Consider the following 12,149-nt stretch of genomic DNA (forward strand, 5'->3'; position numbering starts at 1 on the left):
AGTTCGTATCGACCCATGAAGCGCCGCGTCCTGATCATCGCCGTCCTCGTCGCCCTGGCGGCCGTGCTGGCGGTCGTCCTGCTGGCGCCGAAGGAGAAGTCGAACCTGATCGTCATCATCACGCCGTCGATGGACAATCCGTTCTTCGGCCAGGAGGCGGCGGGGGCCGAGGCCCGCGCGAAGGAGCTGGGCTACCAGACCCTGAAGTTCTCGCACGACGATGACGCCTTCAAGCAGAGCCAGCTGATCGACACGGCCATCGCCCGCAACGCCGCGGCGATCATCCTCGACAACGCCGGGGCCGACGCCAGCGCCGCCGCGATCGGCAAGGCCAAGGCGGCCGGCGTGCCGGTGTTCCTGATCGACCGCGAGATCAATGTCCGGGGCCTGGCGACGGCCCAACTGGTCTCCAACAACTTCCAGGGCGCGTCCCTGGGCGCGGAGGCCTTCGTCCAGGCCATGGGCGAGAAGGGGGCCTATCTCGAGCTGGTCGGCAAGGAGAGCGACACCAACGCCGTGATCCGCTCGCGCGGCTATCACGAGGTGATCGACCAGTATCCCGAGCTGAAGATGGTGGCCCGCCAGACCGCCAACTGGAGCCAGTCCGAAGCCTTCGCCAAGGTGCAGTCGGTGCTGCAGGCCCATCCCGAGATCAAGGGCGTGATCGCCGGCAACGACACCATGGCCATGGGGGCCGTGGCGGCGCTGGAGAGCGTGGGCCGCAGCGACGTGGTGGTGGTCGGCTTCGACGGCTCCAACGACGCGCGCGACGCGATCCGGGCCGGCAAGCTCAAGGCCACGGTCCTGCAGCCGGCCTGGCGCCAGGCGCAGTACGCGGTCGAGCTGGCCGACCGCTACCTGAAGACCGGCGAGACCGGCCAGCCGGAGAAGCAGCTGATGGACTGCTTCCTGATCAACGCTGGCAACGCCGCCGACCTCGACAATTTCAACCTCGTTCGCCGCTAGCCCGGCCAGTCTGGAGTACGCCCCATGAGCAAACTGCGGTTCGGAGCCGGCATCTGGCACTTCGCCACCTATGTCGACCGCTACGCCACGGACGGCTACGGCCCGGCGGTCAGCCTGATCGAGGCGATCGACAAGGCCGGCCAGGTCGGCGACCTATCGGTGGTCGACCTGAACTATCCGTTTGTCGATCCCAAGCTGTCGCTGGACGAGGTCGAGGTCGCGCTGAAGCGCAACAATCTGGGCGTCATCGGCATCACGCCCGAGATCTACACCCGCCAGTTCTCGAAGGGCGCTTTCACCAATCCGGACGCCGGCATCCGTCGCCTGGCCAACGAGATGTGCAATGACGCCGCCAACGTGGTCCGCCGCTTCGGCGCCGACTACGTCAAGCTGTGGCCGGGCCAGGACGGCTGGGACTATCCGTTCCAGGTCGACCACGGCAAGCTGTGGCAGATGTCGATGGACGGCGTCGGCGAGCTGGCCAGCCAGAACCCCGACCTGAAGTTCGTCATCGAGTACAAGCCGCGCGAGCCGCGCAACCACATGAGCTTCGACTCGGTGGCCCGCACCCTGCTGGGCATCGAGAAGATCGGCCTGCCCAACATCGGCATCCTGCTGGACTTCGGCCACTCGCTTTACGGCGGCGAGTCGCCGGCCGACGCGGCCCAGCTGGCCATTGACCACGGCCGCCTGTTCGGCATGGACGTCAACGACAACCTGCGCGCCTGGGACGACGACATGGTGGCCGGCTCGGTCCACCCGATGGAGCTGTTCGAGTTCTTCTACGTCCTGCGCAAGAACAAGTGGGAAGGCGTCTGGCAGCTGGACCAATTCCCGTTCCGCGAGGATAGCGTCGGGGCCGCCAAGCTGGCCATCGATTTCCTGAAGGTCATCGACCGCGCGCTGGACAAGCTGGACTTCGACGCCATGCAGGCCGCGCAGGACCGTCAGGACGCCCTGGAAGCCCAGCGCCTGGCGCGCGCGGCGCTGTTCTCGTCGTACTGATCCATGGCCCGGCGACCCCATCATTCCGGCCTTGCCCTGACCCGCCGCGCTGCGACGGGCCTGGGTCTGGCCATGATGGCGTCGCCGGCCTTGGCCGCCGGTGCGAGCGTCCCGCGCTGGGGCGTGCACGAGATCGTCCTGGACGGTCCGTCGGCCGGCAATCCGTTCGTCGAGGTGTCGCTGTCGGCGACCTTCGTCAGCGGCCAACAGAGCCTGACCGTCGCGGGCTTCTATGATGGGGCGGGCGTCTATCGCGTCCGCTTCAGCCCCCCGACCGATGGCGTCTGGACTTGGCGCACGCGCAGCAACGCCCCGGCGCTGAATGGCAAGGCCGGGACGGTGCGGGCCACCGCGCCGCGCGCCGACGACCACGGCCCGATCAAGGTCGTGGCCGGCTATCACTTCGCTCATGCCGACGGTACGCCCTATCGGCAGATCGGCACGACCGCCTATGCCTGGGCCCAGCAGAGCGACGCGCTGTGCGACCAGACGCTGGAAACCCTGGCCGCCTCGCCGTTCAACAAGATGCGGATGTGCGTCTTCCCGAACGTGGCCGGCGAGCCGATCCACGCCTTCCAGACCAAGGCGGACGGAAGCTGGGACTTCGACCGTTTCAATCCCGCCTATTTCCGCCGTTTCGAGGACCGGGTGCGCCGGCTGGGCGCTCAGGGGATCCAGGCGGACCTGATCCTGTTCCACCCCTACGACGAGAAGACCGGCTTCCACGCCATGAGCGCGGCCCGCGACGACCGCTATGTCCGCTACCTAGTGGCGCGGATGGCGGCGTTGTCGAACGTCTGGTGGTCGCTGGCCAACGAGTGGGACCTGGTCAAGGCCAAGACCCACGAGGATTTCGACCGCATGGGCCGGCTGATCCAGGCTGAAGACCCTTACGAGCGCCTGCGCTCGATCCACAACTGGCGCGAAAACTTCGATAACAGCCGCCCCTGGATCACTCATTCCAGCATCCAGAACGGCTCGGCCGCCCTGGATGACGCGCGGGCCGAGATCTATCGCAGCGTCTGGAAGAAGCCGGTGATCTTCGACGAGGTCCGCTACGAGGGCGATCTCGACAAGCGCTGGGGCGACCTCAGTCCTGAGAACCTGGTGCAGCGCTTCTGGCACTGCCTGGTGGCCGGAACTTATGTCGGCCACGGCGAGGTCTACGACACCCGCAAGACCAACGCCCCTGGCACCTGGACCGCGCGCGGCGGCAAGCTGCAGGGGACCAGCGCCCCGCCCCTGGCCTTCCTGAAGGCGGTGATGGAGGAGGGGCCCTCGCCGGGCCTGGATCCCATCGACCGCACCTGGGACCAGCACCTGGGCGGCCAGCCCGGCGCCTATTACCTGCGCTATTTCGGCGAGGCCGCCCCGACCGAATGGACGGTGGCCCTGCCCAAGGACGAACTTGAGGGCGGTGAGCGCTTCCGCCTCGATGTGCTGGACACCTGGAACATGACGGTGACCTCGGCCCCGCGTCCGTACGTGATGGCCAAGCGCGATGCGTACTTCTTCCATGATCCCGAGCAGCCCAGCGTCCGTCTGCCCGGCCGTCCCTGGATGGCCGTGCGGTTGGTCCGCCTGAACACGGAGAGCGCGGCATGAGCGCACGACTGAACAAGGGGTGGCGTCTGTCGCGCGGCGTCCAGCGCCGCCATACGGTGCACCGGGACGGCCCGGCTGCGCTTCGCCGTCGCAAAAGACTGGCTGGACGCGGTTGGGTTGAAATCCAATATCTGGACTTCGAGCCCTGCTTGCTCCAGTTTCCGGACATGGCGCTTCGCAAAGCATCCGAAGGGCTGGCCGAAGCCCCGATCGTACGTCGCAAGCTTTCGGACCATGTCCTGGACCGCCTCAAGGCGATGATCACCTCGGGCGAGTACGGCCCGGGGCAGACTCTGCCGTCTGAACGCGAACTGATGGCCAGCTATGGCGTCGGCCGTCCGGCGATCCGCGAGGCCATGCAGGCTCTGGCCAATGCCGGCCTCATCACCATCAAGCACGGCGAGCGCGCCAAGGTGCGGCCGCTGACGGCCAAGGCCGCCGTGGGCCAGATCGACCTGGTCGCCCAGCTGATGCTGTCGGCCTCGCCGGGCATGCTGCAGAACCTGAAGGAAGCCCGCCGCTTCTTCGAGCGCGGCATGGTGCGCGAAGCCGCGGTAAAGGCCAGCGACGTGGAAATCGCGGAACTGGACGCCCTGATCGTCGAGCAACGCGCCGCCCTGGACGACGCCGAGAGCTTCGTCGCCGCCGACCTGCGCTTCCACAACAAGATCGCCTCGATCTCGCGCAACGCGATCCTGGATGCGGTGGCCGAGGCGATGCTGGGCTGGCTGCGCAACGACCAGATCGACTCGGAGGCCTTTGCCGCCCGTGGCGAGGCGGTGCTGGACGCTCACGCCCAGATCGTCGAGGGGCTGCGCACCCGCGATCCCGACGCGGCCGAGGCGGCCCTGAGCCGCTATCTCGACCAGGCCGACGCGGTCGAAAGGATCGCGGTCGCCTCGTAGTCCTCAGTAGCGTTCGGGACGGCCATGGCCAGTCGATCATCCACCGCGACCGCTCGGCGTTCCGAGGACGCCGGGCCCGAGAGCACCAGCCAGACCCTGACCCGGGCCATCGACATCCTCGACGCTTTGCGCGAGGGGCCGGCCGACCTGCAGGCGCTGCAGACCCGCACGGGCCTGACCCGCAGCACCGCCCACCGCCTGGCCAATCTGCTGATCCATCGCCGTCTGGTGACGGGCGACGGCAAGATCTATCGCCTGGGCGCGGGCCTGATCTATCTGGGCTTCAAGAGCGGCGAACGGCTGGACCTGATCGACGTGGCGCGGCCCGTCCTCGCCCAACTGTCGGCCGAGACCGACGACGCGGTCAATCTGGGCGTCCGCGACGGCGACGAGATCATCTATGTCGCCCAGGCGCCCAGCCGCCGACGGGTCGTGGTCCGCCACCATGTCGGCGACCGCAACCGGGTGGCGGAGACGGCCCTGGGCCGGGCGTTGCTGCTGGACGAGGGCGAGACCTGGCAAGCCCTGTTCCCGCGCGAGGACTACGCCCTGAACAGCGGGCGGGGCCATGTGGAGCACCATGACGACGGCGGCGACCGCATCCGTTGCCTGGCCGCGCCGATCCGCGAAGTGAGCGGCGGCATCGTCGCCGCGCTCAGCCTGTCCAGCCTGCCCGAATATATGGACGACGCCCGCATGACGGCCCTGGCCGTGCGGGTGCGCGAGGCGGCGGCCGAGATCAGCCTGGCCCTGGGCTATGAGGGCCCGCGCTAGAGCCGTTCGGCTTCAACGCGGTCGATCAGCCCCTTGAGCAGGCCGCGGCCCTTCACCCAGGCGCCGTGGCCGGAATCGACATTGATGTGGCCGGCGCGGCCCAGGTCGACGAACTCCGAACCCCAGCCGCGGGCGAAGGCCTCGGCGCGCTCGATCTCGACATAGGGATCGTTACGGCTGGCCACGACCAGCGACGGAAAGGGCAGGCGCTGGCGGGGGATCGGCGAGAAGCCGACCAGCAGGCGGCCGGCTGGACCCTCGCGATTGACGTCGGCCGGCGCCACCAACATGGCCCCGCCTACGCCGCGTCCGCCCGTGACCTGAGCCAAGTGCGCGACCAGGGCGCAGCCCAGGCTGTGGGCCACCAGGATCGCGCCGGGGTTCTGGCGGATGGCCTCGGCCAGGCTGATGGTCCAGTCGCCCAGCAGCGGGCGTTCCCAGTCCTGCTGGTCGACGCGCTGGGCGCCGGGGAGGGCGCGTTCCCAGTGGGTCTGCCAGTGGTCGGGACCGGAGTTGTACAGGCCCGGCACGATCAGGATCGGCGGGCTGTCGACGTCGTCACGCCGGCGGCGGACCGGTTCGAACGCGAAGGAAGCGGGGGTCATGAGGCGTACTCGAGGCTGGAAGCCGACACGCCCCAAATGTCGGCTTACGGCGTCCCGCTGCAATTCATATCAATTCAATGGGAATTGAGAAAAGCTGAGGCGAGACGCCGATTTCTGAATTAGCCGATCCGGTCGCCACGGTGCAGCGGGTCGGGCAGGGGATCGCCGTCCTTCACGAACTGCAGCGACACCGAATTGATGCAGTAACGCAGGCGCGTCGGGGCCGGGCCGTCCGGGAAGACGTGGCCCTGGTGGCTGTCGCAGCGGGCGCAACGGGTCTCGATGCGGACCATGCCGTACGAGGTGTCGCGGATGCCGACCACATGGTCCTCGGCGAAGGGCGCGTAGAAGCTGGGCCAGCCCGTGCCGCTCTCGAACTTGGTCTCGTGCTTGAACAGCGGCAGGCCGCACAGGCGGCAGGCATAGACGCCGGGGCTCTTCTCGCCCAGCAGGCCGCCGCAGAAGGGGGCCTCGGTGCCGTGATGCAGCAGGACGCGCGCCTCCTCGGCCGTCAGGTCGGCCTCCAGGCGTTCGCGTTCGGGCTCGGTCGGCGGCGTGAGATCGAAGCCGACGGTTGAAAGGATGGCTGCGTCTGTCATGACAGGCAATGTAGGCGCTCGGGCGCCGGTTCGGTAGGGAGTCCTGATCATGACCGTCGCTGTCGCTTTCCTGCAGCCGGGTTGGGCCGATTGGGAGGCTGGCGGCGTGCTGGCCCTGCTGCGCGAGCACCTGAAGGTCCAGATCGAGATCGCCACCCCGACCGGCGATCCGGAAACCTCGATCGGTGGCGTCCTGGCCGCGGCGGACTACCGCTTCGACGATCCGGTGTTGAGCGACGCCGACCTCTACATCCTGATCGGCAGCGACGCGTGGGCGGAAGCCGAGAACCCGGCGGTCAGCGCCCTGATCCGCCAGGCCTTCGCCGACGGCAAGCCGGTGGCGGGGATCTGCGCCGGCACGACGGCCCTGGCGCGGGCGGGCCTGTTCGAGGGCCGCAAGCACACCTCGAACGGTCAGGAATGGCTGGAGGGCGTCGTGCCCGGCTATGCGGGTTCGGAACACTATGTCGACAGCGCCAAGGCGGTGACCGATGGCAAGCTGGTCAGCGCCTCGGGCCTAGCCCCGGTGACCTTCGCGGCGGCGGTGGCGCGTCTGGTGGCGCCGGAGGCCGAGGGCATGATCGCAGAGTATGTGGCGATGTTCGCGGCGGAGTTCGCCTAGATCCCCACAATCCGTTTTCCCGGCGAAAGCCGGGAGCCAGATGCAAAAGCGCCCGCGGTCCGGATAGGACGCGCGGGCGTTCTGCATTCGCCACAGAGCTTTACGATCTGGGCCCCGGCTTTCGCCGGGAAAAAGGAGTTGGGCCTATTTCAGCGCGGCTGCGCCGGCGCGGGACGCAACGCCGTCTTGGGCCGGCGTGCCGCCCGAGACGCCAATGGCGCCGACGATCTTGCCGTCGGCCAGCAGCAGTTCACCGCCCTCGATGGCGAGAGCGCCGGCGAAGATTGCGTTCAGGTTGCCGCCCTTGACGGCGTCCTGGAACGCGCCCGTCGGACGGCGGAAGCCCGACGCCGTCTCGGCCTTGCCGCGCGCGATGTCGGTCGAGGCGTACTGCGTGCCGTCCATCTTGTGGATCAGCACCGTCGCGCCGTTCGGCTCGGTGACCGCGATGGTCATGGTCCAGCCGTTCTTGGCCGCCTCGGCCTCGGCCGCGGCCGCGACGGCCTTGGCTTCGGCCAGGGTGATCAGCCGGCCGTAGGACGGATTGGGCGCCGGCGCGGCGGCGGCCGGCTTGGCGGCAGGCGTCTGGGCTTCGGCGACGCCGCCGGCCAGGCCGAGGCTGGCGGCGATCAGGGCGAGGGTCTTCTTCATGGCAGTACAACCTCGTCGTTCAGGGCGGTGTTCTGGGCTTGGGTGGAGACGATGCGGACCCGCAGGCCGGACGCCTTCACGCCGCCCGGGATCTTCAGTTTCACCTTGGCGGTCTTGGGCAGAAGGTCCAGCGGAGCCTTCAGGGCCGGGATGGCGGCGGTGTCCAGCACCTTTCCCGACGCGTCGACCAGCTCGAGCTTGGCCGCCGCGGCGTCCTGGGCGCCCAGGCTGTGGACCGTGGCGGTGATCGCAGAGCCCTTCACGACCACGTCGCCGCGACCGATGCCGAGGTCGGCGCGCTTGGCCGGATCATCGCCAGCCGTCGCCAGCTTCATGTCGATGATGGTCGTCTGGCGCGGAGCCAGCACGATCTTGGTCCCCAGGCTGCGCTCGAAGGCCACGGTGCTGCTCTGCGCCGTCCCGTCGATCGCGTCGTCGCCATTGGCGTCCAGACCCTGAGCAAGGGTCCATTGGCCGGGCGCGACGTTCCAGCCGGTCATGGTCGCCGTCACCGACTTGTCGGTGGTGTTGTAGGCGATGACCTTGAAGCTGGTCTTGGTCGCGTCCTTGACCAGCAGCGCGATGTCCGTGCCATCCGCGCCGTCGAAGCGCCACGAGACGGTGTGGCCCGGGGTCATCTGGCTGCGCTTGTTGGCCAGGCCGCCCAGGCGGGTGCGCTGCAGGATGTCGGTCGGCAGCTCCACGCGGTCCGACCACCAGTGGCCTTCGGTGTGCATGTACATGTGCTGGGCGTTGAACTGGATCTCGTCGGCATACAGCGCCTCGAGGTGCTTCTTGTCGCCGGTCAGGTTCCAGGCCGAGTAGCGGTCGAAGGCGCCGCCCTTGGCCGCGGCCTTGACGATGGCGTCCTTGTTGGCCTCGGCCAGGCCCAACTCGGTCAGGGCGTTCTCGTTGATGCTCTGCAGCGCGCGGACGCCGTTCTTGGAGATCCGCCAGTTGATCGGCGCTAGGTACTTCTTGTCGCCGGTCAGGCGATAGGCCGACCAGAAGATCTGGAACGGACCGTCCGCGCCCGAGCCCTGCAGCACCGTGCCGCCGCGCTCGGCGTCGGTGCGCCAGTTGATCTCGTTGGGCAGCGAGCCGTCGGGCTTGGTGTGGGCGATGTAGCCGTCCGCCAGGCCGATCACGGTGTCACGGGCGGTCTGGTCGCCGTTGTAGTCGCTGATCAGGATCGACGGATGCACGACGCCGAACGAGTACGGCTTCTGCCACTCCCACGGGCCTTCGCGGTACGAGATCTTGCCGCTGTACCAGTTGGTGTTGAAGTGGACGTGGCCGGCCGGGTTCTTGTCGATGACCCGGGGCAGGGCCTTCACGGTCGTGAACAGGCGCTCGACCGCCAGCGGGTCGCCGTAGTTGACGTACAGCGCCGACGAGTTGGAGTTGATGCCTTCCTCGTAGGCGTGCAGCTCGTCGGTGACGATCGTCGACAGGCCGTCGGTGAACATGCCGTTGGCGTAGACCGCGTCGGTCAGGCGGTTCAGCGAGTGGGTGATCTTGTCCGGCTGGACGCCCATCAGCGCCACGCCCGGCCACTGCTGCAACAGGTCGCTGTCGTCCGACAGGCCGCCGCCGAAGTCGCCGAAGTCGGCCTGACGCTCGTCGATCCACCAGTTCATGTACTGGCTGACCTGCTTGAGGTCCTGGGTCTGGCGGAAGGCCCACAGCGGGGTGTCGTCGGTCGGCTTGGGCTGCTCGAACGCCGGCCAACCCTGGCTGCCGAAGGTGATGTCGCCCCAGTACTCGCGGCCGATCTGGTTGTCGGGATCGACCTTCAGCAGGTCGGAGATATCGGCGTACAGGCGGCGATACAGGCCCTGGCGCTTGGAGGTGGTGTGCTCCTCGACCAGGAAGGCCCAATTGTCTTTCACTTGGTTCAGGCGGTCGGCGACGTGCTCGGCCTTGGCGTCTTCGCGAGCCTTGAACACCAGGCGGATCTTGGCGCCGTCCAGCGCCTTGGGACCAAAGTCGGCGCTGTCGGCGGCGATGGTCAGGTACAGGCTTTCGGTGGCCAGGATGCGATCGCGCAGGTCCAGCCACACGGTGCGGGCCTCGCCGGCCTTCACCGAGACGCTGACGTCGATCATGTTGCGGCCCGGCCAGATCGGGTCCTTGACCTGGATGTTCAGCGGGATGATGGCGCCACCTGCGCCAGGCAGAGAAGGGATGTCGATGGCCACGCCGTCCAGGCCGTCGCGGGCGTTCTCCCAGCCATAGGCCCAGTTGCGGGCCAGCGGCTTGGCGGCCGGGGCGTCGCCGAAGCCCGACGGGATCAGCACGTGCACGATCGGCAGGCCCGGCGCGGTCAGGTCGGCGGCGGGACGCGTGCGGGTCGGGGCTGCATCCGGCACGGCCACCACGGTGGCGCGCTCGCCCGCCGGATGACGGCCGGCGATATAGGCGTTCAGGTCGGCCAGGTTCAGATAGTCCGGTGCCACGTCGGCGCGGACCGTGTAGCTCATCTTGAACGCGTCCTTGGGCTCTTCGCCGGCAGTCACGTTGTAGGCCCAGATCTCCTGGATCGGGGTCTCTTGCGCGATGTTGGTGAAGGTCAGCACGCCGCCGTTCAGCGGCTTGGCGAAGGTGTCGACGGTGCGTTGCTGGTCCTTGGCGCGCTTGGCGACGCTAGAGCTCTTCTCACCGGCCTTCGGGGCCCAGGTCATGTCGCCATAGGCGGGGCCCTGGATCTCGATGCGGTTGATCGGCTCCTCGGGCAGGGCCAGGGTCAGGGCCTTGCCGCCGTCGACATAGACGTTCCAGTCGGGCAGCTGGAAGTAGTCGTCGCGGCCTTCTAGGCGCGAGCGGTTGTAGACGCCCGGCCAGGTGGTTTCGGAGATGCCGTCGTTGGCCCGCCACATCCACTGCTTGATGTCCTTGGCGTCGGCGAACTCGACCTTGCGGATCGTGGTCTTGGCGTCGGCCAGCAGGGGCGGGGCCGACTTGTTCCAGCCGTAGCGTTGCTTCCAGGCGGTGCGGGTGGCGGCGTCGGCCAGCGTCAGGACCGGCGCTTCAGCGGCGGGGGTCTCGTTGCGGGCGAGGGCGGCGATCGCGGTCGCCGCCAGCGGGCGGTCATAGACGCGCAGCTCATCCAGGTCGCCGCCGCGGGTGAAGTTGTAGCGGCTTTGCACCTGGTGCGGGGCGATCACGCGACCGGCGACGCCGAACTGGTCGAGACCGGCGTCATAGACCGCCTTTGTCTCCTTCTTGGCCGCCAGCTTGCCGTCGACATAGAGCTGGACGCCCGTCGTCTCGTCCCAGGTGAAGGCCAAATGGGTCCAGGCGTCGGCGGCCGGGTTCTTGTCTACCTTGAACGACACGCGGGTGCGGGCCAAGCCGTTGTCGGTGACGAAGGCGTCGAAGCCCTGGCCGTTCCAGTCGATGCGCAGGAACGCCATGTCCCAGCTGGTGTGGTCGGCATAGCCGACGCGGAAGATTACAAACGGCGCGACGCCGACCGGATAGCCCGAGCGCCAGAAGAACGAGAGGGTGCCACGCTGGGCCTGGATGTTGCCCGGGGCGTTCCACGAGACCAGGCCGTCGTCCTCGGCGTGGAAGCCCTGGCCGGCCTTGCCGTCGATCGGCGTAACCTTGTCCACGAAGTTGGGGATGGGGTCGCCGGCGGCGACGTCGGCCGTCAGACCCTTGTCGCCCGAGACCTTGAACAGCAGCGCCGGTTCAGCGCTCTGCGCCGCGACGGCCGCATTGGCGAGGATCAGCGCACAGGCCGAGCCCAGGAAAATCGCCTTCATGAAACGTGTCCTCCCGAAGAACTACATCACGGCTCCCAAAACGCTCAAATACTGCGGGTAACCGGTGTCAGCTTGGGCGCTGGTGTACCCCTCGAAGCCGCGATTGCAAACCCGCTAGGGGCGAAGATGGCGACCGCCGTCCGTGCGTGGTACCGCTCTAAAAAGGCTCTGGAGCGGTGCGATGACCTTGTGGCGTAAGTTCTTCGGCATCACGGGCCGTCTGCGGCGGCGGGACTATTGGCTGCTGAATATTATCGCGGCCGTCGTGATCACGATCCTGGACGTGATCGCCAGCCTGTTCTTCGGCTGGTCGGAGGGCTACTGGCCCACCAATCCGGTCAGCTGGGCGTTATGGGTGCTGTCGTTCTGGATCAGCATCTGCCTTCTGGTGCGGCGTCTGCACGACCGCAACAAGGGGCCGGTCTGGATCCTCGTCTACAACATCCCGATCGTCGGCTGGATCTGGTGGATCGTCGAGGCGGGCTTCATGGACGGAACCCAAGGGCCGAACCGCTACGGCCCGTCGCCGAAGGGCGTCGAAGCGTCGCCCGCGCCCCAGGCGCCTCTGATGGAGTAGCGCTCTTTCTCCGCCGCGGGCTTGGCCCTAGATTGCGCCGGTCGGCGCGGGGCCGACTCGAAGAGGGCGG

Annotated in this window: 11 protein-coding genes; 7 read left to right on the forward strand and 4 right to left on the reverse strand. The window is 68.0% G+C overall.

Annotation, left to right across the window (positions count from 1 at the left end; genetic code table 11):
• The first annotated feature begins 15 nt into the window (after nucleotides 1–15).
• Genes ABDW31_RS08645 through ABDW31_RS08665 form a run of 5 tightly spaced genes read left to right on the forward strand, consistent with a single transcriptional unit; the run spans nucleotide 16 to nucleotide 5,255 of the window.
• Complete coding sequence (locus ABDW31_RS08645; RefSeq protein WP_184718309.1) at nucleotides 16–966, forward strand: D-ribose ABC transporter substrate-binding protein; 951 nt, start codon at nucleotides 16–18, stop codon at nucleotides 964–966.
• A gap of 24 nt (nucleotides 967–990) precedes the next feature.
• The gene (locus tag ABDW31_RS08650; RefSeq protein WP_184718311.1) at nucleotides 991–1,971 is read left to right on the forward strand and encodes a TIM barrel protein; all 981 of its coding nucleotides are present in this window, start codon (nucleotides 991–993) and stop codon (nucleotides 1,969–1,971) included.
• Nucleotides 1,972–1,974: 3 nt separating this feature from the next.
• The gene (locus ABDW31_RS08655) at nucleotides 1,975–3,576 is read left to right on the forward strand and encodes a DUF5060 domain-containing protein (RefSeq protein WP_343698471.1); all 1,602 of its coding nucleotides are present in this window, start codon (nucleotides 1,975–1,977) and stop codon (nucleotides 3,574–3,576) included.
• Nucleotides 3,573–4,481, forward strand: coding sequence for a transcriptional regulator NanR (nanR, locus tag ABDW31_RS08660; RefSeq protein WP_221444654.1), 909 nt, complete (start codon nucleotides 3,573–3,575; stop codon nucleotides 4,479–4,481). The genes ABDW31_RS08655 and nanR overlap by 4 nt, the downstream gene beginning before the upstream one ends.
• Before the next feature lie 24 nt (nucleotides 4,482–4,505).
• The gene (locus ABDW31_RS08665; protein ID WP_184718313.1) at nucleotides 4,506–5,255 is read left to right on the forward strand and encodes an IclR family transcriptional regulator; all 750 of its coding nucleotides are present in this window, start codon (nucleotides 4,506–4,508) and stop codon (nucleotides 5,253–5,255) included.
• Here the strand turns inward: ABDW31_RS08665 and ABDW31_RS08670 are convergent.
• Together ABDW31_RS08670 and msrB are read right to left on the reverse strand one after the other, a co-directional pair.
• Nucleotides 5,252–5,860, reverse strand: a complete 609-nt coding sequence (locus tag ABDW31_RS08670) for an alpha/beta hydrolase (protein ID WP_184718315.1) — start codon at nucleotides 5,858–5,860, stop codon at nucleotides 5,252–5,254. The genes ABDW31_RS08665 and ABDW31_RS08670 overlap by 4 nt on opposite strands.
• Nucleotides 5,861–5,979: 119 nt before the next feature.
• Nucleotides 5,980–6,459: a peptide-methionine (R)-S-oxide reductase MsrB gene (gene msrB / locus ABDW31_RS08675; RefSeq protein WP_184718317.1), complete on the reverse strand. Its 480-nt coding sequence runs from the start codon at nucleotides 6,457–6,459 to the stop codon at nucleotides 5,980–5,982.
• A 49-nt stretch (nucleotides 6,460–6,508) separates the two neighbouring features.
• Between msrB and ABDW31_RS08680 the strand changes: the two genes are divergently transcribed.
• Nucleotides 6,509–7,081: a type 1 glutamine amidotransferase family protein gene (locus tag ABDW31_RS08680; protein WP_184718319.1), complete on the forward strand. Its 573-nt coding sequence runs from the start codon at nucleotides 6,509–6,511 to the stop codon at nucleotides 7,079–7,081.
• Nucleotides 7,082–7,225: 144 nt separating this feature from the next.
• Here the strand turns inward: ABDW31_RS08680 and ABDW31_RS08685 are convergent, their stop codons facing one another.
• Complete coding sequence (locus ABDW31_RS08685) at nucleotides 7,226–7,732, reverse strand: heme-binding protein (RefSeq protein WP_184718321.1); 507 nt, start codon at nucleotides 7,730–7,732, stop codon at nucleotides 7,226–7,228.
• Nucleotides 7,729–11,502: a LamG-like jellyroll fold domain-containing protein gene (locus tag ABDW31_RS08690; RefSeq protein ID WP_184718323.1), complete on the reverse strand. Its 3,774-nt coding sequence runs from the start codon at nucleotides 11,500–11,502 to the stop codon at nucleotides 7,729–7,731. The genes ABDW31_RS08685 and ABDW31_RS08690 overlap by 4 nt, the downstream gene beginning before the upstream one ends.
• 181 nt (nucleotides 11,503–11,683) lie before the next feature.
• Here ABDW31_RS08690 and ABDW31_RS08695 point away from each other — a divergent pair, with 181 nt between their 5' ends.
• On the forward strand, nucleotides 11,684–12,079 hold the full coding sequence (locus ABDW31_RS08695) for a DUF805 domain-containing protein (RefSeq protein ID WP_184718325.1): 396 nt from the start codon (nucleotides 11,684–11,686) through the stop codon (nucleotides 12,077–12,079).
• Nucleotides 12,080–12,149: the final 70 nt, after the last annotated feature.

It is taken from the genome of Caulobacter sp., assembly GCF_039596335.1.
GTDB lineage: Bacteria > Pseudomonadota > Alphaproteobacteria > Caulobacterales > Caulobacteraceae > Caulobacter.